Raw genomic sequence first — 23,920 nt, forward strand, 5'->3', positions numbered from 1 at the left:
GCAGTATGCTGGCACCTGTTCCAGCCGACAAACACCACGTCAGATGTGCCGGACCCCATCGTCACACGGGTGTTGAGAAAAGCTGGCACATTTGGCGTTAATCACCAACCAGAAAGGTAGCCCATGTCTTTCTCCGACCGCTTTTCCGTTTCGCGTCGCCAGTTTCTCGCAACATCTACTGCCAGCGTCGCGGCCATCACATTGCATCCGTTCTCGGCTGCAGCGGCCAACAACCAGGCACATTTGCGGATCATGGAAACCACCGACATACATGTCCACGTCTTCCCCTATGATTATTACGCAGACAAACCCCGCGACACGGTGGGCCTTTCCCGCACGGCCTCGATCATCAATGAGATCCGGTCCGAGGCGACGAATTCGCTCTTGGTTGACAATGGCGACTTCCTGCAGGGCAATCCGATGGGCGACTACATCGCCTATGAGCGCGGCATGAAGGACGGGGACAGCCACCCGATCATCACCGCGTTCAACACGGTCGGTTACGATGCGGCCACGCTGGGCAATCACGAATTCAATTACGGTCTGGATTTCCTGGACAAAGCGCTGGCCGGGGCCGAATTCCCGGTGGTTCTGGCGAATGTGGCAAAACAGAAAGGCGCAACCCCGCGCGACGACAAGACCCTGGTGCCGCCCTACGCCATTCTCGACCGCGAGATTGAAATGGGCGACGGCACCAAACATCCGATCAAAATCGGCGTTATCGGTTTTACACCCCCGCAGGTCATGAACTGGGATCGCAAGCATCTGGACGGCAATGTCGAAGCGCGTGACATTATCGAGACCGCTCAGGCCTATGTGCCCGAGATGCAGGAACAGGGCTGTGACCTGATCATAGCCCTGTCGCATTCAGGGATTGGCGATGCCAATCACGCAGAAGGCATGGAAAACGCGTCGGTCGTTTTGGCAGGTGTCGACGGGATCGACGCGCTGGTAACGGGTCACAACCATCTGGTCTTCCCGTCCCCCACTTTTGCCGACCGCCCGGGTATCGACGTGGAAAAGGGCACTCTGATGGGCAAACCGGCTGTTATGGGCGGCTTCTGGGGATCGCATCTTGGCCTGCTCGACCTGCTGCTGGAACGGGACGGGACCGCGTGGCGCGTGGTCACGACAACGTCCGAGGCGCGCCCGATTTCCAAGCGCAACGAAGATCGCTCGATAACCGCGCTGGTCGGGGATGATCAGCAGGTGCTCGACTCGGTTGCAAAGGACCATGACGAGACGCTCGCCTATGTCCGTCGTGCGGTTGGCAAAACTTCGGCCCCGTTGCACAGCTATTTCGCACTGGTCGCCGATGATCCATCGGTGCAGATCGTGTCGATCGCGCAGAAATGGTATGTCGCGGAGATGCTGAAAGGCACCGAGCACGAAGCGCTGCCGATCCTGTCGGCGGCCGCGCCCTTCAAGGCCGGTGGCCGTGGCGGCCCGGACTACTACACCGATGTTCCGGTTGGGGATGTTGCCATCAAGAACGTGGCCGACCTGTATCTGTACCCCAACACTGTGCGCGCGGTTCGCGTGAACGGGGCGCAGGTTCGCGGCTGGCTGGAACGGTCAGCCGGTATGTTCAATCAGGTCGAGGCAGGCTCGACCGACGCAAATCTGCTGAACCCGGACTTCCCGTCCTACAACTTCGATGTGATGGACGGTGTGACCTATCAGATCGACCTGTCCCAGCCTTCCCGCTTCGGGCCAAAAGGCGAAGAGATCAACCCCGATGCCGCCCGGATCGTGAACCTTACCTTCAATGGCGCACCGGTCACGGATGACATGGAGTTCATCATTGCCACCAACAACTACCGCGCCTCTGGCGGCGGTTCTTTCCCGGGTGCGTTGGGAGACACGGTTGTGTTTGAAGCCCCCGACACCAACCGGGACGTCATCGTGCGCTATATTGTCGAGCAAGGTACAATCGACCCGAAAGCAGACGCCAACTGGTCCTTCGCTCCGCTTGCGGACACGACCGTATTGTTCGAAACCGGCCCAAAGGCGCGGGACTATATGGAAGAACTCAAAGGGGTCTCGATCGAGGAAGCCGGAGACGGCGCAGACGGTTTCGCCGCGTTCCGGATCAAGCTCTGATCCGATAGATCGGCACCTTCGTCAGAAAAGCCCGCCACCGGATGAAACCAGTGGCGGGCTTATGCCGAGTTGTTTTTGCAACCCAAACCGAACGCGGAACGAAAACCGCGATAGGCTCCGGTCACTGTCTTACTTGTCAATTCGCTTCAGCCGCGCGCTGACCGGCTATCGTCACAAGACCCCGATCACCGGTTTCCCACAGGGCGGTCATGGTCATCGACGTGACAACCCAGCGGTCGTCAGATTTCTCCAGCTCATAATCATAGCGCCCGCCCAGAACCCACAAGCCATCGTCAAGACGATGGGTTGCCGTGAAATCGGCCTGCGCTGTGGCGGATGTATCGGACAGAGAGGTTACCGTGTGATTGGCCACCATATGGTGTGTTGCATCGAAACCGGGCAGAAAGGCGGACCAACCTGCCACAAGCTCATCGGCGGGTTGCGTGACCGGATCGCCGCCCCAGAGGCTGGTGTAGTCCGTCGTGACGGTATCGGCGAAGGCACCGCGCACGCGGGCCCAGTCATGGCGATCCGCGCCTGCCGCGATATCGGTGATTGCGGTCGAGATGCCTGCCTGCTGCTCGGCAAAGGCTGCGGTTCCGATCATCGAGACGACCGCCAGGGTCGATGCGAGTTTTCTAGGCATAAGGATGCTCCGAATAGATGAGGGCGGACGCCGAACGATTGCTCGGCGTCCAAACAGGGCTTAGTTGCTCGAACCGGCGCGGAAGTGGTCAGCGACGGTATCCGCCGCGCGGGTCACATCCTCGGGGTTGTCGTAGAAGTCGAACTGCGTGACATCCTCCAGCCATTGCGCGGTTGCCTCGCCCGCGAAACCGGCCAGGAAGGTCTGCACGCCCTGTGGGATCGCCGCGCTTTCCGAGTGCACAATGGCCAGCGGCTTATCCAAACGCTGCGGATTGTCGGCGGGGTGATAGGTCAGCCAGCCTTCCCAGCCCGCATTGTTCCACTTGTCGTCATATTCCGGGATCGCGCCGCGGTCGGCCTCGTAGTAGTATCCGCCGATTGGCATCAACACGCCCTCGGCCCCCTCGGGCCCTGCGGCAGGAATGATCTGGCCACCAGCAGCCTCGGCAGCGTGAGACACCTCGATCAGCCCGGCGACACCGTCAGCGCCGCCATAGACCGCCTCGACGATCTCGGCGTTCTGCAACCATGGTGCAACCAGACCCAGCCGCTGAACCAGCGGGTTGCCGGAAACCGCATCGACCATGTACCCGGCAGAGGCGCAGATCCCCAGACCGTTGATGTGATCGGCGTCCACTTCGGGCAAGGTTGCGACGAACGCGATGGCCGCTTTGATGTCCGATGTCTTGGCCTCGGGGCTTTCAACAAAGCGCACGTTGTTCGGCAGATCGCCCGATTTGCCCCAACCGCGGAAATCAAAGGTGAAGGCCGCAAAGCCGCGTTCGGCCATCTCGCGCGCATAGTTGGCGGGCATCTGTTCCTGAACCGAGGTCCATGCCCCGGTTACGACGACGGTCGGCAGCGGTTCGGCTCCGCGCTCTTCCGGCAGGTACAATGTGCCGGACAGCACAGCGCCTTCGTTCTCGAAGGTGACGCTGCGGGTTTCAACCTGCGCGACGGCGGCTGTCGATGCCATCAAGGCGGCTGCGGTGGTCGTAGCGAGGGTGTTCATAGCGGTATCTCCCAAAACTGTCTGGATGGGCACAAGCCCGATGACATCTGAGATACGCTGGCGACGGCAGGGAAACTTGCACCGGACTGCCGCGTTTTTGAAAGATTCTGCTTCAGAGAGCGTTCGCTGCGCGGAACGCACGCGGGGTCTGGCCCACCACCTGTTTGAAACTGCGCGTGAAATGGGCCTGATCCGAGAACCCGCAGGCCAAGGCGATATCCCCCAGAGGGCGCGCGGGGTCCTCGATCATCTTCATCGCCTGCTCGACCCGGTAGGCCATAACATATTGCATCGGGGTCGAGCCCAGCGTTTCCTTGAACACCCGCGCGAAATGCGAGGGGCTCATGCCCGCCTCAGACGCCAGTTGATCGACCGTGATCGTCTGATCCAAACGGTCCTGCACATAGGCCAGCACCCGTTGATAGTGCTGAGAGGTAAAGCGCGCCGACAGTTCAACCTCTTCCGCACGGCGTTTGCCGTATTTCTGCAGCAGCTTGACCAGAAACACCCGGCTCATGGCTTCGAACATCACGGCTGAGGACATATCGTCGGTCGCAAGCGCATCGCGCAGGATGACGCCCGCAGCACATAGGTCAGGATCGGAAAACTGCGGCTGATCGTGAAACTGTTCCGGGGCCAGCAGCATGCCAAGTTCGGACTGCGCAAAGCGCTGAACCTTGTCCGGATGCAAGGTGATCACGATCACATCGGACTGTCCGTACCACCGCCACCCCGACCGCATGCCCGCCGGGGTTACGATGACCTCATCCTTGCAAAAGGTGAAATCCCGCAGCGTGCCGTCGCGCCAGTTTTGAACGCGATGCCCCTTTTTCTGCAGGTTCAGAAGGACGTGGTGTTCCGCAAACACCTCTTCCGGCATCCGATCAGGTTCGGCCTGAAAATACCGCACCGACATCAACCCCGCCGCCGAAGGACGCTGCATCGCATCGCTGTTGAGCAAAGGCTCTGACGGGTAGATATCGGCGTATCTTAGGGGCAAGGGGCGGCTCCGGCTGGCGATGCACACAGATTTGCAGGTCTCGGCATCGCGGGCAACGATAGATGGGGCCAACACATGCAGGGTCAGACACCCCGCTGGCGTTTGATATGGTCGATGAACAGCCTGAGCGGCATCATCGACCGGTATTCACGCGGGAAATACATGAAAATACCGGGGGTCGGGCCCAAATGGTCGTCCAGAACCGGCTGCAACTGTCCCGCAGCGATCTGCGGGGCGACATAGGCGCTGAACGTATAGACCAGCCCAAGCCCTCGTTTGGCCAGATCGACCGAGGCTGGAAGGGCGTTGGCGATCAGATTGCCCTGCACATCGACTGAATACTCGCCCTCGTCCGATTGAAAACTCCATGGCGCGATCTGGCCCGAGGATTGGAACCTATAGCGAATGCAGTTATGCCCAAGCAGATCACGCGGCGTTTCCGGAATCCCTCGGGCGGTCAGATAGTCCGGGCTGGCTACAACGGTTACAGGCAACGGTTGCGTCAGCCGCACCGCCACCATGTCTTGTGCCACGCGGTCCCCCAAACGGAACCCGGCATGCAGTTCCTCGCCCAGAATATCCGATAGCGCATCGGTCAGGGACAGTTCCAGCTCGATCTCGGGATACTCGGCGCAAAAGCTCTTGAGGATCGGACCGACATAGAGGTGATAGGCAAATTCCGGCATCGCCAGTTTCAACGTACCCCGCGCGGCGTGGCCGGTGCTGCGCGCGCTTTCGACGGCCTCGGTCAACTGATCAAAAGCAGGCCCCGCACCACGGATCAGGGCGCGCCCGGCTTCGGTCAGACTGATGGATCGCGTTGTGCGAATGAAGAGCGCGGTGCCCAGCTGCTCTTCCAGTGCTTTCAACTGGTGGCTGACGGTCGAGGGCTTGATACCCAGCGCCTCGGCCGCTGCACGCAGCGACCCGTGGCGCGCGATGGCGGTAAAGATTTCCAGCGTGGCAAGTGGCAGGCGCATCCTGTCCTCGAATAGCTCAATTAATCGATATCATACATGAAAGTAATGCTTACAGGGTGAATTATCGCGCTTAGTCGAGATTATTACCTTTGTGTCACCACATATTCAGGAGGACACAAGATGCACACTCTGACCAAAATTGCTGCCCTCACCGCCGCGCTGATCGCAGGAGAGACCGCCATGGCCGCATCCCCCGAAGACAATATCAAGGTCGTGCAGGATTTCTTTGCCGCCTATGGCGCCAACGATCTGGACGGCATCGCAGCGGTGATGGACGAGAACGTCAAATGGCACATCCCCGGCCGCCACCCCTTGTCTGGCACCAAGACCGGTCGGGACGAAGTGCTGGCCTTTTTCGAACAATTGGGCGTCGCCGGATTTCAGGCCGAACCCATCTATTTCGGCGCGGACGAGACCCATGTGGTCGATATCCACCGTGGCTGGTCGAATGCCGACGGCAAGCCGAATGTCGATACGACTTGGGCGCTGGTCTACCGGATCGAGGATGGCAAGATCGTCGAGGCAACCAACCTGTCCGCCGATCAGGACGCGGCCAACACGTTTTTCTGGTCTCAATACACGCTGGCCCCTGTGCCTGAACGGCTGGCCGAGTAGCCCGGCCCGCTGATCACCCATTATTCCGCAATATTCCTGCAAGAGGCTGATACATGAAAACCCTCGTTCTCACCGCCCATCCGGACCTGAACAAATCGCGCATCAACCGCGCGTGGTTCGACGCCCTGTCTGATGCATCCAACGTAACGACGCGCGATCTGACCGCCATTGGCGGCAGCGAAATGCGCTTTGACATCGAAACGGAACAGGCGCTCTTGCTGGCGCATGACCGGATCGTGTTTCAGTTTCCCTTCTACTGGTATTCGGCACCCCCGGTGATGAAAGCCTGGATGGATCAGGTCCTGAGTTACGGCTTTGCCTACGGTCCGGGTGGCGATCAACTGAAAGGGCGCGAACTGCTGATCCTTGTCTCGACCGGCGGGCCCGAGCACAGCTATCACGCGGGCGGCTACAACAACTTTACCATGGCCGAGTTTCTGAAACCGTTTCAGCAAACGGCGAACCTGTCGGGGATGACCTATCTGCGGCCCTTCGTGGCGCATGGGATGGCGGTGGCGACCCTGGAACAGATCGACGAAAGCGTGCCCCGTATGCTGGCCTATCTGAGTGATCCCGAACTGGACCCCAAAGTCAGACAGGCGCGCTTGCTCAGACAATTGGAAGATGATCCCACCCTTGCGGCAGCGGTCAGCTGACGCCCACCTGTCCCGCGCCGGATCGAAAACTGTAAGCCTGCAGCCCGGCGCGGGTTCTTTCGCGGCCTGTGATCGGTAGAATGCCGGTGCGGAAGCAGTTTGCGAGAACACCGTGACTCAGATTGATGACCTGACCCATTGGCTGATTTCCCAAGGCCGCTTGCTTGGCGATGAAACGCAAATCGTCCAGGGCTATTGCGAGGGTCTGGTGCAGCTTGGGGTCCCCTTGTCCCGCGCGCGCATTGCGCAGAATTACTCCAACCCCCTGCTCAGCGCCTGGGGCATCATCTGGACACCTGAAGAAACCCGCCGCTACACCGTGGCGACAACGGTTCTGGCAACCAGCGCCTGGCACGGCAGCCCGTTTGAATATGTGGTCACCCAGCGGCGCCCCTTGCGCAAACGCCTGACCGATCTCGACCTGACGGCGGAACATCCGGTCTATGCCGAACTTGCCGAGACAGGGGCCACCGACTTTCTGGCCATTCCGCTGGAGCATGGCAACGGATCGGTTCAGGGCACCAGTTACACCTCGAATGCGGCGGCGGGGTTTTCGGACCAGCATGTCCGGTACATCGAAGACACACGCCACGCGCTTGCCTCTGCCCTGGAACCCATCGCGATGCGTCAGTCGCAAAAGAGCCTGCTGCAGACCTATCTGGGTCATGGCCCCGCCGAGGAAATCGGTCAGGGGCATATCAAACGCGGGGAACACAAGACCGTCACCGCTGCCATCCTGTTCGCTGATCTGCGCGGCTTCACCGAAAAGGCCCAAACCTGGCCCGAAGCTGACTTGCTTGCCATGATGGGAGAGTATTTCGAGATGGTCGTGTCCCCCATTCAGGATCAGGGCGGCGACGTGCTCAAGTTCATGGGCGACGGCATTTTGGCCGTTTTTGATGTGGATGACAGCGCCCAGACCTCTTGCTTGGCGGCGGTTCGGGCGGCGCATCAAGCCTTGATCAATCTGCGCACCTACAACGACACCGCCGCTGACAAAGGCCGGGAGGCCATAGAATTCGTAATCGGCATTGATTTCGGCGAGGTCACCTATGGCAACATCGGCAGCCCCGACCGCCTGGATTTCACTGTCGTCGGTCAGGCCGTGAACGTGGCCAGCCGCGTTCAGGACCTGTGTAAACTGCTGGGCGAAAAGGTGCTCGTAACCCAGAGCGTCGCACAGCACATGACCGATGACGCCCAGTCCGTCGGTCGCCATTCCATCCGCGGCCTGCGCGCGGATATTGAAGTGTTCAAAGTCTGATCAAGCTGTTGGTGATTTCATCGGTCTGCTGAAAGCGCTTGGTTCAGCCGTATCGGTGACGACTTACTGTCCGAGCCAGATCGCCGAACGGATCGCTCAACCGGCTTGTGTTTCTTCTAAATGTTATGATATCACGTTGCAAATCAAAGGACCAACCGCCCAGAAAAAGCGAGATATCCCCCAGCCATGACCGATGCCCGTCTTCCCGTTACCGTCCTGTCCGGCTTTCTTGGGGCTGGTAAAACCACCCTTTTGAACCGCGTTCTGAACAACCGCGAAGGTCGGCGCGTTGCCGTCATCGTCAATGACATGTCCGAAGTGAATATCGACGCCGACCTCGTGCGCGCGGAAACCGAGCTTAGCCGCACCGACGAGACGCTGGTGGAAATGTCCAATGGCTGCATCTGCTGCACCCTCCGCGATGATCTGCTGGCCGAAGTGCGGCGGCTGGCTGCGGAAGGGCGGTTCGACTATCTGCTGATCGAATCCACCGGCATCTCGGAACCTTTGCCTGTCGCGGCGACCTTTGACTTTCGGGACGAAGACGGCAGCAGCCTTTCAGATGTCGCCCGTCTGGACACGATGGTGACCGTTGTGGATGCGGTAAATCTGCTCAAGGACTTTTCCAGCCATGATTTCCTGCGCGACCGGGGCGAAACACTGGGGGCCGAGGATGAACGTACCTTGGTCCATCTTTTGACCGATCAGATCGAATTTGCCGATGTGGTCATTCTCAACAAGGTCGGTGATGCGGGGTCGGAACGCACCGATGCGGCGCGCAAGATCATCCGCAGCCTGAACGCGGATGCCCGGATCATCGAAACCAACCATTCGCAGGTCGCCAGCGACGCCATTCTAAACACCGGCCTCTTTGACATCGAAGAAGCGCACCAGCATCCAATGTGGGCGAAAGAGCTTTACGGTTTTGCAGACCACGTTCCGGAAACCGAAGAATACGGTGTCTCGTCTTTTGTATACCGCGCCCGCCAGCCCTTTGAGCCCGAGAAGATTCTGGCCCTTTTGAACGGCGACCTGCCCGGTGTGATCCGGGCCAAAGGGCATTTCTGGATCGCAACCCGGCCGCAATGGGTTGCAGAATTCTCATTGGCCGGGGCGCTGTCCAGCGTTCAGCCGATCGGAACTTGGTGGGCCTCGGTCCCGGAAACGCGATGGCCGGAACACCCTTCTGTGCTGAGCTACATCAAACAGCACTGGTCCGAGCCCTGGGGTGACCGAAGGCAGGAACTGGTCTTTATTGGCGCAGGCATTGACTGGCCAGGGCTGAGATCGCGGCTGGATGCCTGTTTGCTGCCAAAGACCGTCGCGCCCGGCCCCGACACCCTGCCGACTGACTTGCCGGATCCGTTCCCGCTGTGGCGCAGGGTGGAGGATGCCGCATGAGCTATGTTCGCACAGAAATCAAAAACGCCGCCGTCGGTGTTGGCATTGCCGACACGCCCGAAGGGTTGGCCCGGATCGGAATGCCCGGATGTGCCGCTGCAATCTGGCGACGCCAGGTCGGTTCGGCTTTTCAGGCATGGATCAATGCGCTCGACCCGGCACACCTGCCCAAAGGGCGTCTGATCCTGCGTCCAACGGCCGTGCCCGAGGCGGTTCAGCATCTATGCGAGATCTCAGCCATGGAAAACACAACCCACCGGAGTTGGCTGGAAAACGATATCGCCGATCTGGCGACCCGGTTTGCCGAGATCATGCGCGCGCCCTATCTGCGGCTTCGCCTGGACCCGATCAGCACAAACGCCTGCCGGAAATTCCACATCGACGCGATCCACGCACGCCTGATCTGCACCTATCGGGGCACCGGAACGCAATACGGAATATCGCGTGATGGTCAGGACCCAAAACGGGTCTTCACCCTCGCCACCGGAGCCCCGATGATCATGCGCGGCACGCTTTGGCCGCAAACCCCATCACCCGGCCTGTTGCACCGTTCGCCGCCTATCGCGGGCACCGGCGAAACGCGTCTGGTCCTTGTGCTTGACCCTGTTTTCGATCTGGATGAGGTCGGCTAGCGGGCCTTGCTGCGCGAAGCTACCGTATTTTCCAGCCGTCAATCAGCCCGACCGCCGCCTCGGCGTAGCTCTGGGGAAACTGGTCCGTGGTTCGGGCTTTCATGATCGTATGAAGGCCCAGCAAAAGGCCGATCAGCACCCGTGCGGCCTCATCCGGGTCGACCTCGGACCGGATGGCCCCGTCTGTCTTGGCCCGGTTTAGTATCGCCGCGAACCGCCCCTCCAGCGTGGTCAGGTAGCGCTCGATCCGTGCGTTGACCTCGGGGTCAGAGCGGTCGAATGAACTGATCGAGTTAAAGGCAAGGCACCCCGCATCTTCGATCTTTGGCATCCGCTTGGCCGAGGCGATGCCCCGGAACCAACCGGCCAGATCATCCAGCGAGTAGGTTTCGGGATCAGGGAAATGCCGGGCCTCGGCGTTGTCCAGATAAGTGTCCAGCGTCTTTAGGAAAAACTTCTCTTTCCCGCCATAGGTGGTTTGCAACGTGAACCGGGTGAGCCCCGTCTCATGCTCAAGCTCTCGCGTGCTGGCACCGTGATATCCCCGCCGCCAAAACAGGTCCAGCGCCCCGGCCACTGCACTGTCGTGATCCGTCTTGCGTTTGCGCGCCACAGATTTCTCCTTGCTTTTTCTATCCATGTGGATAGTAATCAGTTCCTATCCACATGGATAGCATTGCGGACGCGCGGCAGCAAATGCCGTGTGGCCCACTTGAACCGGAGACCTGACATGACCGCCATCAACCCGACGCCCGGCGCTTCAAAACCCGTCACGCTGCGTGTGATCTTCATTCTGAACGCGCTGAAAATTCTGCTGGCCTTTGGCTTCTTCGCCGCCTTCAAATTCTACGGCCTGCAGGTCGGAGAGCTGGCTGGCCCGCAAGCCGCCAACCTGATGCTCTATACGATGCTGGGCTATATGGTGACCTTTGCCTGCATCGTCGCGTCGATCCTAAAGCGCAGCATGATCGGTATCCACGCCGCGATTGCCGTTGATTTTCTGGTCTCGATCCCGGCGACCGCAGTCATCGGCTTTATCATCGCGATCATCAGCATGGGCCTGACCTTCACCGCCCCTGTCCGCGCCTATTTCGCGTATCATGGTTGAGATCAGCCTCCGGCCCCGCATGGTATGATGAGGCACTGGGATTGATCGAAGAGACTCGCAACGCAGAAAGGGCGGCCCAATGAGTAGCGAACAGGGGATTTCACCCGACTTCCCGTATGACTCGAAATATGTCGAGGTGAACGGGCAGCGCATCCACTATGTCGATGAAGGCGAAGGCGCACCGGTTCTGTTTCTGCATGGCAATCCGACCTCGTCCTATCTGTGGCGCAACGTCATCCCCTATGCCGCGCGGCAGGGTCGCGCCATTGCGATGGACCTGATCGGCATGGGCAAATCGGACAAGCCGGACATCCCCTATCGTTTCGTCGATCACGTCCCCTTCGTGGACGGCTTTATCCAGGCGCTGGGGCTGCAGAACGTGACGCTCGTCATCCATGACTGGGGCTCGGCTTTGGGGTTTCACTATGCCCACCGGAACCCTGAGAACATCCGCGGCATCGCGTTCATGGAGGGCATCATCCGCCCGATGAGCTGGGCCGGATTCCCGCCAGACTTCCGTACCGGGTTTCGCATGATGCGGACGCCGGGTCTGGGGTGGCTGATGATCTCGGGCCTGAACATGTTCGTCGAGAAGATCCTGCCAAGCGCCATTCTGCGCGACCTGACCCCGGCAGAGATGGACCACTACCGCGCGCCCTACCCCACCGCGCGCAGCCGCAAGCCGCTTCGGGTCTGGCCCTGCGAGATTCCGATCGACGGAACGCCAGCGGATGTTCATGACGTCGTCAGTGGCTACAGCCGCTGGCTGGGTGAAACCCAAACCCCGATGCTGATGTTCCACGCCACGCCCGGAGGCACCATCGGGCCAAAAGAGGTCAAATGGTGCCGTCAAACCATCCAGAATCTCGACGTGGCGGATATCGGCAAAGGCATTCATTTCCTGCAGGAAGATAACCCCCATCTGATCGGAGAAAAGCTGGAGGACTGGCTGGCGCGACTGCCCGCGTGACCCTGTCCTGTCATGTTTAGCGGCTGAACCGTATACATAAATCGGATTTCCTGATTTTATGCTTTGACGATCGCCCAACGCGTTCAAAGGCCTAGCACCGGAGGGAAAACCTGTTGAATCTGACAATCCCCATACCTTTGATTCTGGCGGCTGTCCTGCCCGCCTTTCTGGACCGGTGCTCGGGCTCCGATACCAGCGTCGCCTTGGGCGTTTTGGCGCGCGACCGGGTGGCTTTGACCGCGACGGCCAGCGAAATCGTTGTCGATTTGCCGGTGGCCGAGGGCACTGTTGTCAAGGCAGGCGACACGCTGGTTCAGCTTGACCCCACCCTGCAAAGCGCAAAGCTGGCCCTGGCGCAGGCTGAACTGGAAAAGGCGCAGGCCACGCTTCTGAAACTGCAGGTTGGCCCGCGCGAGGAAGAGATTGCGATTGCCGAGGCCAAGGTTGCAGGCGCGGTTGCGCGTCTTGCCGATGCCGAGGCCATCTATGACCGAAACGCCAGACTGGTCGAGAATTCGGTCGTGACCGAGGCCCAAGTGGCAAATGATCTGGCCCTGCGCGATTCCGCGCGCGCTGAACTGGCCAGCGCTCAGGAGTCCCTGAAAGAGCTACAAAACGGCACCCGCCCCGAAGACCTTGCGGTTGCCGAGGCCAATGTGCGGGCGGCAGAAGCCTCGGTCGCCGCCGAACAGACCGTGCTGGACGATTTGACGGTCACGGCCACCCGCGACGGCGTGTTGGATTCCCTGCCGTGGAATTTGGGCGAACGCGTGACATCCGGCAGCCCGGTTGCCGTGATGGTCACGGGCCAGACGCCATACGCGCGCGTCTACGTGCCCGAGCCGCATCGCGTCAATCTGAAACCCGGCGACACGCTGGACGTGCGCGTGGACGGGCTGGCCGATCCGCTGGACGGCGTGATCCGCTGGATCAGCGATGACGCCTCGTTCACGCCCTACTACGGGTTGAATCAGGATGACCGGACCCGGCTTGTCTATCTGGCCGAGATTGACCTGCCCACCGCATCCCCGGACCTGCCCGCCGGAGTGCCCGTGCAGGTCCCCATGCCATGAATGATATCGTCGTCTCGACGAAAGGTCTGACCCGCCGGTTCGGGGACAACACTGCCGTGAACAATCTGGACCTCGAAATCCGAACCGGCCAGATCTACGGCTTTCTCGGCCCCAATGGCTGCGGCAAGACCACGACCATGCGGATGCTGACGGGGCTGCTGACCCCCAGCAGCGGGGCGATCTCGGTTCTGGGTCAATCGATGCCCGAGGCGGCAGAGCCGCTGAAGAATGAGATCGGGTATATGACTCAGATCTTCTCGTATTACCGCGACCTGACCGTGCTGGAAAACCTCCGGTTTGCGGCCGAGATTTACGGCATTCCGGGGAAATCGGCCAAGGATCGGATTGACGAGTTGCTGCAGACCTACGATCTGACGACGAATGTCCATCAACTCAGCGGCAGCATGAGCGGCGGACAACGTCAGAAACTGGCCCTTGCCGCAACCGTCATGCATCGCCCGAAACTGCTGTTTCTGGACGAGCCGACCTCGGCCGTTGATCCCGAAACCCGCCGCACCTTCTGGGAGCAACTGTTCGATCTGGTCGATCAGGGCGCGACGATGATCGTGTCGACCCATTTCATGGACGAGGCCGAACGCTGTCACCGGCTGGCCATCCTGCAGCATGGGGTAAAAAAAGCCGATGGCTCTCCACGTCAGTTGATGGACGATCTGCAGGCCGACGTTGTCGAGGTTGAAGGCCCGGACCTGCGCAAGGTCAAACACGCGCTGGACGGTCAGCCCAAGATCCTGTCGACGGCGCAGGTCGGGTCGCGGCTGCGTGTGCTGGTGGACAAATCCGAACCTCAGCCAGTGGATATGCTGCGCGGCCAGCTTGCTGAATTTGCCGACCTGTCCCTGACCCCGCAGCGACCAAATCTGGAAGACGTGTTCGTCAGTGCCACACGGGGGCCGGAACAGTGATCTCTGCGCGCCGCATCACCGCTGTTCTGAAGAAAGAACTGCTGCAACTGCGGCGGGACCGGATGACCTTTGCCATGGTCATCATGATCCCGCTGATCCAACTGCTGCTGTTTGGCTATGCGATCAACACCAACCTGCGCCATGTGCCCGTGGCGGTGGTGGATCAGTCCGGAACCGAACTGTCACGCACGCTGGCGCAGATTGTCCAGGCCACCCAAGTCGTGACAATCACCGAAGAACTGACAACCCCGCAAGAGGCCGAACGCGCGATCACCGAATCCCGCGTGCGCGCCGCGCTGATCATTCCGCCGGATGTCAGCCAGCGCCTTGCCCGAAGCCCGTCGGTCGGGCTGGGCCTGCCCAACGCAACCGACCAGACCAGCAGCCGACCGGTTGCCCATTGGATCGTCGATGGCTCGGACACGATGGTCGCCAGCGCGATCAAATCCCTGCGCACGATGCCCTTGACCGAATTGCTGAAACAGCCACCAAACCGGCAAGTGCCCACGTTCGAGGTGACGCTTTATTTCAACCCCGAGCAGCGGTCGGCGGTCAATATCGTGCCGGGTCTTGTCGGCGTGATCCTGACCATGACAATGATCCTGTTCACCTCGGCCGCCATCGTCCGCGAACGCGAGCGGGGCAATATGGAGATGTTGATCAACACCCCGATCAAATCGATCGAACTGATGATCGGCAAGATCATCCCCTATATCTTTCTGGGCCTGATACAGGTCGCAATCATCCTCGGCCTCGGGCACGTGCTGTTCGATGTCCCGATAAACGGCGGGTTGGGTACTTTGTTGGTGGTGACGTTGCTGTTCATCATCGCCAGCCTGTCGCTGGGGCTGGTGATATCCACTTTGGCGCAGAACCAGCTTCAGTCGATGCAGATGACCATCTTTGTCCTGCTGCCCTCGATCCTGATGTCGGGCTTCATGTTCCCCTTCGACGGCATGCCGCAACCGGTCCAGATTATTGCTCAGGTCCTGCCAGCGACCCATTTCATGGACATGATCCGCGGCGTGGTCCTGCGTGACGCGTCGCTGTATGAATTGCGGTGGGACATCTTATGGATGATCGGGTTTGCCGTTTTCGGACTGTTGGCGGCTACCCTGAGGTTCAAGAAGCGGTTGGGATAGGCGGCCCGATTTCACGCCAGATGGACAGGGCGAAGCGACCCCGCGCCCAAAAGAAATCACTTCTCACCTTGCGAAGGCTCAATGGCGTCGAGCGCGGTTATGATCTGCTCGGCATGGGATGTATCGGCAAACAGGGTCCGGAACAAAGCAGCCAGAGGGTAGCCCGGCCAGGCTTCGTCCAATAGCAGTACCGTCGCGCGGGCCTGTTCGAGCTCGCCCAGCCGTTGATAGCTGGCGGCGAGATAGCCGATCGAGATCGCGCTGACCGGGTCCCCCAGCCTGATCGCCTCGTTGAACTGGTCCACGGACCCCTGAAAATCCTGCAGGTGATAGCTGGCCGATGCCAATACGCTGCGATAGGGGAACCTTCGGTCGGTGGTGTCGCTGTCCTGCGCGCGGCGGGCCGATGCGATGGCGCGCTCGAAATCGCCGCTGAACAATGCAATCAAAGCGTCGAAATTCGTGACGTGGATATCGTCCGGTGCCAGGCTGGCCGCGCGCGCAGACTGATCGAGAGCCGCATCGAAATCCCGACTGGCAAAGGACACCATGGCAAGCGCCGAATGGCTCCACCCCTGGTCCGACGCCAGTTCCAGCGCCGTGTTGGCATGTGATCTGGCGCGGTCCAGCAAAGCGCGCTTTTCGTCACCGGGCGGAGAGGTGATCGCCAGAATGCCCAACGCCTGCGCCGCGCCCGCATAGCCCCCGAAATACGTGTCATCCAACGCAATCGCCCGTTCGAACATACCGCTGACAGCCTGAAGGCGTTCACGATCAAGCGCCGGAAACATCAGCGGGCGCGCTTCGCTCACCAGATTGACCGCCTGCAATTTAGTTGGATTGGTGGAAAACAGCGCTTCTCGGACAGCTTGTTGCTGTCTGCGGTCTTCGGAGGGCGCTGTGGCGTTTTGGGGGGGTGGCGACGTCCTGAAATAGAAAACGCTTCCTGCGACAAGCACCAGCGCCGCCAAAACTGCGGCGGCCAAAATCCAATGCGGTCGCGGGGGGCGGATCGGAACCTGGCTCTGTTCAGACTGCAGCACCTCGAACCGGGGCACGTATCCGCCGGGGTCGATGTGAATACGCAGGCACTGATTTTTGCCCGAGTTCGAATAGTAATTGGCCAGTCTTCGGCGCATACGCCCGGCATCGACACGCACGACGGCCATCGGGTCCCCACCCGCGTTCAGTGAAATGCCGTACACATCCTCGGCAATGGACTTGGCGCGAATGTCCCCGGATTGGCCCGCCAACAGCTTTTCGACCACATAGCGCAGAAAGGACTGCAGCCGCTCGGCCCCGTCGAATTCCGGGCTGTCCAGAACGGCCTGCAAGGCCTGCCGAATCTCGGTATCCGGCGGGTCTTTCCGGCCCAGACCGGGACCTGTTTCAGAATCTGGATGTGGTGACGACATCGCTTTGGCAGCTTTCCGGCGGGTCCTAAACCTCTGATAAATAACGTGTTACGTCGTAACATACGTTAAGATACCTGAATATGTAAGAGGGTTTCAGCGATACTGAACCGGAAAGGAGGGGGAAAATGCCCCGCCACCGGGGCCTTGTCAGGAATTCTCCATCAGGAGTGCGATATGGATGCGTTGTCGATGTTGTTTCCGGATCAGGCAAATGAAATCGGACGCCTGCGCAGCTCGGACACGGTGTTTGCCCAGATCTGCACCGATTACGAGAAGCTGGCCGCGCTGCTGCCCTGCGATGCCAGCGCCCCGACCTACCCGGATTTGCACGACAGCCTTCGGGGACTCGAAAGCGAAATCCGGCTTTATCTGGCGTCAAAGCCGACGCCCCCCGTACTCTGACCACGATACGAAAAGGCGATCTCAATGCTGGCCAATCTTCTGTTTTACGCCGGGCTGATCCTGTCGATGACCATCGGGTTCATGTATTTTCGTGACCTCGGGGATGTCAGCCAGATGGTCCTGAAGGTCAAGCGGAACAACATGATCCGCTTCATCCGCAATGAAAATACCTTTCTGGCCACCGGTCTCGGCGGGTTGGTCCTGCTGCTGATCGGTCACTGGATGGGCGGCGGCCCCGGCTGGCTGTTTTTCCTTGGCGTGCCTGCGGTGACCCTGCTGATCATCTTCCTGTTCGTGTTCCCCTGGGTCTGGGTTCATGTGGGATTGCGCAACCAGCAAAACAGCGCGCGCTACTATCCGATCTCTGAGGCGCGGAATTTCATCAACCCCTCTGCCAGCGTTCTGGTGATCGAAAACAATGGCCATGCACGGGCGCATTCGGACGCGCAGCTGATGCGGCCGCATCTGGCCGGGGATGCCCAGGGGCTGGGTGGCGACGACATCGTGATGACCTATTGCGCCATGGCCAATCTGGGCCTGGCCTACAAACCGGTGATCGACGGCAAGCGGCTGGACCTGGAAGTGATGGCCCAGCACGGCAACAACCTGATCCTGCGCGACAACACCACCGGAGAGCCGATCCAGCAGATCTATGGCTATTTCGACAGCGATGCCTCGAAACAATCCGCAATGCAGCCCTGGCCAACCTTCCGGATGAGCTTTCGCGGGTTTCAGAAGGCCTATCCGAATGGCGAGGTTTTTCTGAACAAACCGTCTTCGAACCCGTTGCTCAGACTGTTCGATACGTTCACCGAAACCGTATTCTCCTCGGGCATCGCCAAACAGCATCAAGAGGCCGCGCCGGTGATGGACAACATGAGCCACAGCGATGACCGGTTGCCGAACAAGACCTATGTCTGGGGTGTAACCGTGGGCGACGACGCGGTGTGCTGGACCGATGATTTCATTGCCGAAAACCGCGGGCTGATTAACGCCACGGTCGGCGGCCGTGATGTCGTGGTGTCTTACGACCCGGCCTATGAAAGCGTCGGCGTCTGGTACAATGACAGCGCCGCGCCCGTCCGGGAAATCGACTTTTTCGGCCATGCAGATTGCGGAACGCTCAGCCGCGTTGAAACCCTGCGATCAGGGATGTTCTGGCATGTCTGGGTCGAGTTCTTTCCCGGCACCGACATCAACCGCAAAACCGATCCCGATCCCGCAATGGAACAGACCCAACAAGGAGCTCCGAAATGAAAAACCTGTCTGGCCTGTCGGCGCTCATGTGTCTTGCGGTCACGTCCGCGACCGCTCAGGAAAGTCCCATCATCCATGATGCCGAGTATTATATTCTCGAGGCCCAGAACGCCGACCAATGGGCGGCGGACAATGCCGAGGTCGACCAGCTGCTCGACGCCTTCCGCCGCTCGAACGGGGGCAAGCCGCCCAACATCCTCAATATCCTGATCGACGATATCGGCTTTGGCGATCTGGGGATACCGGAACTGAACGCCGTGCGTGGGTATTCGACCCCGCACATAAACGCCTTTTCCGACGAGGCGATGCGGATGGTGCGCATGTATACCGAGCCGTCCTGCACCCCCACGCGGGTTGCGATGATGACCGGGCGGCTGCCGGTGCGGATGGGCATGGGCGACACCACCGTCGACATCGCAGGGTTCGGATTGCCAGCGGATGAGGTGACACTGGCCGAGGCTCTGTCGGACGCGGGCTATGCAACCGCCCATGTCGGCAAATGGCACATGGGCGACATCCCCGAGGCCTGGCCCCACAATCAGGGGTTCGACTGGGCCGGTTTCCCGGTGCATCAGCAGGGCCAGCTGACGATCTACAATGACGACGCGATCAAGGAACAGGTCTCGGTCGGAATATCGGATTTCGACGACCGGTTCATTCTCGACGATTTCTTTCGCCCCGACCCTGCCGCCATGGTCACCGGGCTGGAAGCCCAACGGGGCGGCACCGCGCGCGAGGTCGAGATGACCGCAGGCGAACGGTGGACGGCCGAAAAATATGACGACATGAACAAGCGCTATCAGGATCAGACGCTTGAAAAACTGCGGGAATTGGCGGGCGGGGACAAACCCTTTTTCCTGCAATACTGGCCCCTGATCCCGCTGGACAATACCCGCGCGGGCCGGGGCGGGCCGCAATCGCCAAACGGCGGGCTTTATGTCGACAAGATGCAACTGCTCGATAGCTGGCTGGGTGACATCTTCAACGAAATGGACGCGCTTGGCCTGACCGAAAACACCATCGTCATCGTCATGGGCGACAATGGCCACTTTACCAAATACTCGCCGCAATCGGGTTTTACGCCGATGGTGTTCGCGGGCGGCAAGGGTGACGTGTCCGAGGGCGGTATCCGGGTCGACAGTTTCATCCGCTGGCCCGGAATGATCGAAGCCGACGGCATCGTCGGCGATATCGTCCACGTGTCCGACCTGTATACAACGCTCGCCCGCTTTGCCGGGGCCGAGGCCGGTATCCCCCGGGACCGGCTGGTCGATGGCGTCGATCAGTCAGCGCTGCTGCTTTTGGGGGAAACAAAAGGGCGGCGGGATCACCTGATCGTCTATTCCGTCCACACCCCCCGGGCGATCATCAAGGATCAGCTCAAGCTGCGCATTCCGGGCTCCGGTGAAAGCGCGATCCTTGCGGATTTCTTCGATGTTTACCGCGACACGCATGAAAAATATCCGGTCTCTACCGAGGTCGGGGCCTGGGGCGGTCAGGAATTCGTGCGCATTCTCGGGCGTCACCTGAAGCGCAAGGAGAAATACCCCGATACCGAACCCGCGCGCGGCGTTCCCTATGAAGGCATCGAAAACCTGCGCCCGGAAACCGAGGCCGCTGTCGAGGCCTTCTTGCTCAAGCAATCCTCGGTCAGCAAATGACCGCAGCACGCCGCGTCGGCACCCCCGATACCCGGATTTCGCCGGACCACACGCAAGGAGATTGACACATGGCCCTACGATCAGCCCCCTGCGCTGCAGGCACCATTGCCCTGTCCTGCCTGCTGGCCTGCGGCGCGTCAGCCCAATCGCTGCCCGCGCCGGGGCAGGCGGATGACGGTTGGCGGCAAAGCTTTGGCCTTTATCTGTTCACGCCGCTCAGAACTACGGGCACATCGACCGTGGCGGGCGTTTCAGCCGATCTGGACCTTGATCTCGGCGATGTGCTGAACGTCCTCGATTTCGCCGCTGCCGGGCGGTTCGAGGCGTGGAACGGGGATCTGGGGATCATCGTCGATGCCAACTACGTGGGTATCGGAGAGGACACGACCCTCCCCGGTCCCCGCGGCTCGGCCGTGGATATAGATGTGCGCCAGAAATGGTTCGCAGTCATGGGGGCCTACCGCGTCGCGAACGGAACATACGGCACCGGGAACCAGCGCTACAGCGTCGATCTTCAGGGGGGCATCCGCTACAACTCGATCCGGCAAGAGATCAAGTTCACCACCCCGGGCCCGACAACCCCACCCACGCTGGGCGGCGACGAGGGCTGGATCGAGCCGGTCGTCGGCGCCCGTGGCATGTGGCGGCTGAACGAGCGCTGGACAACCATCGCCTCGGTGGATCTTGGCGGTTTTGGAGCCGGGGGCAATGACCTGCAGGTCGGCGCGAATATCGGCTTCGACTATCAGCCCTGGGACAGAACCGCGCTTACCTTCGGCTACCGGTTTTTCAGCGTCGATTACAGCGACACGCTAAGCACAGGCGAGTTTGCCTATGATGTCACGCAGCACGGGCCGTATTTTGGACTGAAGATATTCTTCAACTAGGCGTGTAACCCCTCAGCTGCGACCGATCTGAAGGCCAAGGATCGGAACTGATACCCGCTGCTGCCCCGACCCATCCACCTTCTCACCAAGTGGGGATGTCATTTCGCCGAACCACGCCCGGAACGGTGGGGGATTTGACCAATTGGCGGCTGCTCTTTCGGTTCGAATCGCACCGGGATGTTATGCACGGTTTTCGGGTGATTCCTGTGGGATACGGGCCCTGGGGTTTTGATCTGAGCAGGAGTTACGATCATAAGGCATAGGGCTTTGGCGCGCGTTTTGCCCCATGTTGCCCAAAAATGCAGCATCCGTCTGATTTGGCCTGAGGCGGGGTGTCGCGTACCCCAGCTAAAACCCTGCACCTTAATCCAGATCAAATCGCCGCCCCATGGCCCTCCCTATGGTCCGCCATGCCGGTCCCCGGCCATGCCGAGAAGACCGGACTAGCGAAAAAGGGGCTTTTAAATGACAACCAAAGCCAGAACATGGTTCTCGGCGCTGTCGACAGTTTCGTTGCTGACGATGGGTGCCGCTTACCCGGTTCACCAGGCCCAGGCAGAGCAGCCGGGCCCGGTAGAAGCCATTGAGTTCGACCCTGCCAAGGCGGCACTTGGCAAACGACTTTTCTTTGATCCGCGACTGTCGGGCGACGGAGAGCTGGCCTGCGCCAGCTGCCACCAGCCGGAAAACGGGTTCACCGACGGGCAGGCCCTGTCAGATGCCTATACGGGCAACCTGCATTTCCGCAACGTGCCGACTCTGATCAACAGCGCCAAGCGCAACGCGTGGTTCCATGACGGGCGCATAGGCACCAACCTTAACGACGTGACCCGCGAAAGCATCACCGAGACCTATTCCATGAACATGGACATGCGGATGATGCAGGAACGCATCAAGCAGGACCCGGTCTATGTCGAGATGTTCGAAGCCGCCGGATTTGGCGAGCCGTCGAATGGCGGCGTGCGTAACGCGATCCCGGAATATCTGAAAACGCTGATCTCGCGGGGCGCTCCGTTTGATAGTGGCGAGATGTCGGACGAGGCCAAGGCAGGGTACGAGCTGTTCAATGCCAGCGGCTGTAACTCGTGCCACTCGGGCGAGCGGTTCACCGATGACCTGCCGCACAATATCGGCGTTGGTGACAACCCCGACATCTGGGCGGAACCGACACGTCACATCACCTTCGTGACCATGATGAAGTTCCTCGGCGTCGAGAACTACATGAACCTGCGCGCTGACCCCGGTGCCTATATCCGCACCCACACCGCCGACACGTTCGGCACCTTCATGACCCCCACGCTGCGCGAGCTGACCTATACCGCGCCGTATATGCACAACGGCACGATGGAAACGCTCGAAGACGTGGTGGCCTTCTACAACGCCGGTGGCGGTGACGATGAGAACAAGGACCCGCGCATCAAGCCGCTTGGCCTCAACGAGACCGAACAAGCACAGCTGGTGGCCTTCCTGAAGGCACTGTCCGGCGAGCCGCTGACCGGTCCTGACTTCGTCGCCGAGGAAATCGATACGGACTATGCGCCGATCGAAAACTGGCGCGAAACGACAAACTGAGGAGTGGACCCATGAAAGACCTTAAGTCTTACCTTTCAGGCACAATCGCCACCGCTGCCTTGTTTGCCGCCATCGGTTCGCAAGCGTTTGCTGCGGACAGTATCGCGATTGAGGCCGGTATCGGCGGGGCAGACCCTGACCCCGATGCACCGCTGGTGGCGCTGGGCGAGCCGCCCATCCCGCTGGACAACCCGCAGACCGAGGCCAAGATCGAACTGGGCAAGATGCTGTTCTTCGATCCACGTCTGGGCGGGAATGAGACAACGCCCTGTTCGGCCTGTCACCTGCCCGATGTGGGCTGGGACGTCGAAGCGCCGATCTCGTTCGGCTATCCTGGCACGACCCACTGGCGCAACAGCCAGACGGTTGTGAACTCGGCCTATTACGGCAAACTGTTCTGGGCAGGCTCATCGAAAAGCCTTGAAAGTCAGGCCAAATCCGCCGCAAGCGGTGCGGTTGCCGGCAACGGCGAATCCGACATGATGGAGGCGCGACTGGCCTTCGTTCCCGAATATGTCGAACGCTTTAACGATGTCTTCGGCGATCAGTGGCCGCGCATCGGCAACGCATGGCGGGCCATCGCTGCGTTTGAACGGACCATCGTTCAGACCGACACGCCCTTCGACAACTACCTGCGTGGGGATGATGCGGCGCTGAGCGACGAACAGAAACGCGGGCTGGAGCTGTTCACCGGCAAGGCGCAATGTTCCGAATGCCACAACGGCGCGCTGCTGTCGGATGAGAAATACTACAACACCGGCGTTCCGCCCTATAGTGGCTGGGAAGATGACGGTCTGGCGCAGATCACCTTCCGGTACGAGCTTTATTCCAAAGGCTCGACCGAGGATTTCTATCGCCACACCAAGGACGACCCCGGCTTCTATTTCCGCACCAAGGAAAAGGCCGATCTGGGCAAGTTCCGCACGCCTTCGTTGCGCTACACCCTCTACACCGAACCCTACATGCATAACGGCATGCTGGAGACGCTCGAGGATGTGGTCGAATTCTACAATCAGGGCGGCGGCGAGAATGAATTCGCAGCAACCAAATCCCCACTGATCCAGCCGCTTGGCCTGAATGATCAGGAAAAGGCGGATCTGGTGGCCTTCCTGAAATCCCTGTCCGGTGACGAGATTCTGGTCGAAGAACCTGATCTGCCGGATTACCAGCCGCTTCCCGCGGCAGCAGAGGAGTAAGCG

23 protein-coding genes are annotated in these 23,920 nt (G+C 60.2%); 17 read left to right on the forward strand and 6 right to left on the reverse strand.

From position 1 onward, the window contains the following. Positions 1-123: 123 nt before the first annotated feature. Positions 124-2,103 (forward strand): bifunctional 2',3'-cyclic-nucleotide 2'-phosphodiesterase/3'-nucleotidase, encoded by a 1,980-nt coding sequence (locus ACR0JN_RS21115; protein WP_480888457.1) that lies wholly within the window; start codon positions 124-126, stop codon positions 2,101-2,103. 136 nt (positions 2,104-2,239) lie between these two features. On the opposite strand, the gene ACR0JN_RS21120 is transcribed toward ACR0JN_RS21115, so the two are convergent. The 4 genes from ACR0JN_RS21120 to ACR0JN_RS21135 all read right to left on the reverse strand — a co-directional run bounded on the left by ACR0JN_RS21120 (position 2,240) and on the right by ACR0JN_RS21135 (position 5,743). Further along, positions 2,240-2,749 carry a nuclear transport factor 2 family protein gene (locus tag ACR0JN_RS21120; RefSeq protein ID WP_480888458.1) on the reverse strand — a complete coding sequence of 170 codons (510 nt, stop codon included), beginning with the start codon at positions 2,747-2,749 and terminating at the stop codon, positions 2,240-2,242. Between the two features lie 60 nt (positions 2,750-2,809). Next, entirely contained in the window at positions 2,810-3,763 is a 954-nt protein-coding gene (locus tag ACR0JN_RS21125) for an alpha/beta hydrolase (protein ID WP_480888459.1), read from the reverse strand. A 112-nt stretch (positions 3,764-3,875) separates the two neighbouring features. Beyond that, on the reverse strand, positions 3,876-4,763 hold the full coding sequence (locus tag ACR0JN_RS21130; protein WP_480888460.1) for a helix-turn-helix domain-containing protein: 888 nt from the start codon (positions 4,761-4,763) through the stop codon (positions 3,876-3,878). Between the two features lie 83 nt (positions 4,764-4,846). Next, positions 4,847-5,743, reverse strand: coding sequence for a LysR family transcriptional regulator (locus ACR0JN_RS21135; RefSeq protein WP_480888461.1), 897 nt, complete (start codon positions 5,741-5,743; stop codon positions 4,847-4,849). A gap of 120 nt (positions 5,744-5,863) precedes the next feature. Here ACR0JN_RS21135 and ACR0JN_RS21140 point away from each other — a divergent pair, with 120 nt between their 5' ends. The 5 genes from ACR0JN_RS21140 to ACR0JN_RS21160 all read left to right on the forward strand — a co-directional run bounded on the left by ACR0JN_RS21140 (position 5,864) and on the right by ACR0JN_RS21160 (position 10,311). After that, the gene (locus ACR0JN_RS21140) at positions 5,864-6,358 is read left to right on the forward strand and encodes a nuclear transport factor 2 family protein (RefSeq protein WP_480888462.1); all 495 of its coding nucleotides are present in this window, start codon (positions 5,864-5,866) and stop codon (positions 6,356-6,358) included. A 53-nt stretch (positions 6,359-6,411) separates the two neighbouring features. Continuing rightward, entirely contained in the window at positions 6,412-7,014 is a 603-nt protein-coding gene (locus tag ACR0JN_RS21145; protein WP_480888463.1) for an NAD(P)H-dependent oxidoreductase, read from the forward strand. Between the two features lie 112 nt (positions 7,015-7,126). Beyond that, entirely contained in the window at positions 7,127-8,278 is a 1,152-nt protein-coding gene (locus ACR0JN_RS21150; RefSeq protein WP_480888464.1) for an adenylate/guanylate cyclase domain-containing protein, read from the forward strand. Positions 8,279-8,464: 186 nt separating this feature from the next. Then, on the forward strand, positions 8,465-9,679 hold the full coding sequence (locus ACR0JN_RS21155; RefSeq protein WP_480888465.1) for a GTP-binding protein: 1,215 nt from the start codon (positions 8,465-8,467) through the stop codon (positions 9,677-9,679). Beyond that, the gene (locus tag ACR0JN_RS21160) at positions 9,676-10,311 is read left to right on the forward strand and encodes a DUF1826 domain-containing protein (protein WP_480888466.1); all 636 of its coding nucleotides are present in this window, start codon (positions 9,676-9,678) and stop codon (positions 10,309-10,311) included. Before ACR0JN_RS21155 ends, ACR0JN_RS21160 begins: the two co-directional genes overlap by 4 nt. Before the next feature lie 19 nt (positions 10,312-10,330). On the opposite strand, the gene ACR0JN_RS21165 is transcribed toward ACR0JN_RS21160, so the two are convergent. Continuing rightward, positions 10,331-10,924 (reverse strand): TetR/AcrR family transcriptional regulator, encoded by a 594-nt coding sequence (locus ACR0JN_RS21165; protein WP_480888467.1) that lies wholly within the window; start codon positions 10,922-10,924, stop codon positions 10,331-10,333. Between the two features lie 117 nt (positions 10,925-11,041). Here ACR0JN_RS21165 and ACR0JN_RS21170 point away from each other — a divergent pair, with 117 nt between their 5' ends. The 5 genes from ACR0JN_RS21170 to ACR0JN_RS21190 all read left to right on the forward strand — a co-directional run bounded on the left by ACR0JN_RS21170 (position 11,042) and on the right by ACR0JN_RS21190 (position 15,527). Further along, the gene (locus tag ACR0JN_RS21170; RefSeq protein WP_480888469.1) at positions 11,042-11,419 is read left to right on the forward strand and encodes a hypothetical protein; all 378 of its coding nucleotides are present in this window, start codon (positions 11,042-11,044) and stop codon (positions 11,417-11,419) included. A 79-nt stretch (positions 11,420-11,498) separates the two neighbouring features. Next, a complete protein-coding gene (locus tag ACR0JN_RS21175; protein ID WP_480888470.1) occupies positions 11,499-12,389 on the forward strand; it encodes a haloalkane dehalogenase in 891 nt (296 codons plus the stop codon). A gap of 113 nt (positions 12,390-12,502) precedes the next feature. Then, a complete protein-coding gene (locus ACR0JN_RS21180) occupies positions 12,503-13,462 on the forward strand; it encodes an HlyD family secretion protein (protein ID WP_480888471.1) in 960 nt (319 codons plus the stop codon). Then, on the forward strand, positions 13,459-14,385 hold the full coding sequence (locus ACR0JN_RS21185; RefSeq protein ID WP_480888472.1) for an ABC transporter ATP-binding protein: 927 nt from the start codon (positions 13,459-13,461) through the stop codon (positions 14,383-14,385). Before ACR0JN_RS21180 ends, ACR0JN_RS21185 begins: the two co-directional genes overlap by 4 nt. Further along, entirely contained in the window at positions 14,382-15,527 is a 1,146-nt protein-coding gene (locus ACR0JN_RS21190) for an ABC transporter permease (RefSeq protein ID WP_480888473.1), read from the forward strand. Before ACR0JN_RS21185 ends, ACR0JN_RS21190 begins: the two co-directional genes overlap by 4 nt. A gap of 56 nt (positions 15,528-15,583) precedes the next feature. Here the strand turns inward: ACR0JN_RS21190 and ACR0JN_RS21195 are convergent, their stop codons facing one another. Next, on the reverse strand, positions 15,584-16,942 hold the full coding sequence (locus ACR0JN_RS21195; protein ID WP_480888474.1) for a tetratricopeptide repeat protein: 1,359 nt from the start codon (positions 16,940-16,942) through the stop codon (positions 15,584-15,586). A gap of 174 nt (positions 16,943-17,116) precedes the next feature. On the opposite strand from ACR0JN_RS21195, the gene ACR0JN_RS21200 reads away from it, so the two are divergent. The 6 genes from ACR0JN_RS21200 to ACR0JN_RS21225 all read left to right on the forward strand — a co-directional run bounded on the left by ACR0JN_RS21200 (position 17,117) and on the right by ACR0JN_RS21225 (position 23,917). Next, positions 17,117-17,344, forward strand: coding sequence for a hypothetical protein (locus ACR0JN_RS21200; protein ID WP_480888475.1), 228 nt, complete (start codon positions 17,117-17,119; stop codon positions 17,342-17,344). A gap of 24 nt (positions 17,345-17,368) precedes the next feature. Continuing rightward, on the forward strand, positions 17,369-18,601 hold the full coding sequence (locus tag ACR0JN_RS21205) for a DUF3179 domain-containing (seleno)protein (protein ID WP_480888476.1): 1,233 nt from the start codon (positions 17,369-17,371) through the stop codon (positions 18,599-18,601). Further along, complete coding sequence (locus ACR0JN_RS21210; RefSeq protein ID WP_480888477.1) at positions 18,598-20,262, forward strand: sulfatase-like hydrolase/transferase; 1,665 nt, start codon at positions 18,598-18,600, stop codon at positions 20,260-20,262. Before ACR0JN_RS21205 ends, ACR0JN_RS21210 begins: the two co-directional genes overlap by 4 nt. Before the next feature lie 68 nt (positions 20,263-20,330). Beyond that, positions 20,331-21,149, forward strand: a complete 819-nt coding sequence (locus ACR0JN_RS21215) for a hypothetical protein (RefSeq protein ID WP_480888478.1) — start codon at positions 20,331-20,333, stop codon at positions 21,147-21,149. Positions 21,150-21,614: 465 nt separating this feature from the next. Next, positions 21,615-22,721 carry a cytochrome-c peroxidase gene (locus tag ACR0JN_RS21220; protein ID WP_480888479.1) on the forward strand — a complete coding sequence of 369 codons (1,107 nt, stop codon included), beginning with the start codon at positions 21,615-21,617 and terminating at the stop codon, positions 22,719-22,721. A gap of 11 nt (positions 22,722-22,732) precedes the next feature. Further along, positions 22,733-23,917: a cytochrome-c peroxidase gene (locus ACR0JN_RS21225; RefSeq protein WP_480888480.1), complete on the forward strand. Its 1,185-nt coding sequence runs from the start codon at positions 22,733-22,735 to the stop codon at positions 23,915-23,917. Positions 23,918-23,920: the final 3 nt, after the last annotated feature.

It is taken from the genome of Ruegeria sp. G12 (assembly GCF_056533565.1).

Bases quoted from the DNA above. Each gene is read 5' to 3' on its own strand.
- ACR0JN_RS21160 (WP_480888466.1), top strand. From the start codon at position 9,676: ATGAGCTATGTTCGCACAGAAATCAAAAACGCCGCCGTCGGTGTTGGC.
- ACR0JN_RS21145 (WP_480888463.1), top strand. From the start codon at position 6,412: ATGAAAACCCTCGTTCTCACCGCCCATCCGGACCTGAACAAATCGCGC.
- ACR0JN_RS21185 (WP_480888472.1), top strand. From the start codon at position 13,459: ATGAATGATATCGTCGTCTCGACGAAAGGTCTGACCCGCCGGTTCGGG.
- ACR0JN_RS21120 (WP_480888458.1), bottom strand. From the start codon at position 2,749: ATGCCTAGAAAACTCGCATCGACCCTGGCGGTCGTCTCGATGATCGGA.
- ACR0JN_RS21205 (WP_480888476.1), top strand. From the start codon at position 17,369: ATGCTGGCCAATCTTCTGTTTTACGCCGGGCTGATCCTGTCGATGACC.
- ACR0JN_RS21225 (WP_480888480.1), top strand. From the start codon at position 22,733: ATGAAAGACCTTAAGTCTTACCTTTCAGGCACAATCGCCACCGCTGCC.
- ACR0JN_RS21135 (WP_480888461.1), bottom strand. From the start codon at position 5,743: ATGCGCCTGCCACTTGCCACGCTGGAAATCTTTACCGCCATCGCGCGC.
- ACR0JN_RS21125 (WP_480888459.1), bottom strand. From the start codon at position 3,763: ATGAACACCCTCGCTACGACCACCGCAGCCGCCTTGATGGCATCGACA.
- ACR0JN_RS21220 (WP_480888479.1), top strand. From the start codon at position 21,615: ATGACAACCAAAGCCAGAACATGGTTCTCGGCGCTGTCGACAGTTTCG.
- ACR0JN_RS21175 (WP_480888470.1), top strand. From the start codon at position 11,499: ATGAGTAGCGAACAGGGGATTTCACCCGACTTCCCGTATGACTCGAAA.
- ACR0JN_RS21155 (WP_480888465.1), top strand. From the start codon at position 8,465: ATGACCGATGCCCGTCTTCCCGTTACCGTCCTGTCCGGCTTTCTTGGG.
- ACR0JN_RS21210 (WP_480888477.1), top strand. From the start codon at position 18,598: ATGAAAAACCTGTCTGGCCTGTCGGCGCTCATGTGTCTTGCGGTCACG.
- ACR0JN_RS21215 (WP_480888478.1), top strand. From the start codon at position 20,331: ATGGCCCTACGATCAGCCCCCTGCGCTGCAGGCACCATTGCCCTGTCC.
- ACR0JN_RS21115 (WP_480888457.1), top strand. From the start codon at position 124: ATGTCTTTCTCCGACCGCTTTTCCGTTTCGCGTCGCCAGTTTCTCGCA.
- ACR0JN_RS21170 (WP_480888469.1), top strand. From the start codon at position 11,042: ATGACCGCCATCAACCCGACGCCCGGCGCTTCAAAACCCGTCACGCTG.
- ACR0JN_RS21140 (WP_480888462.1), top strand. From the start codon at position 5,864: ATGCACACTCTGACCAAAATTGCTGCCCTCACCGCCGCGCTGATCGCA.
- ACR0JN_RS21195 (WP_480888474.1), bottom strand. From the start codon at position 16,942: ATGTCGTCACCACATCCAGATTCTGAAACAGGTCCCGGTCTGGGCCGG.
- ACR0JN_RS21200 (WP_480888475.1), top strand. From the start codon at position 17,117: ATGGATGCGTTGTCGATGTTGTTTCCGGATCAGGCAAATGAAATCGGA.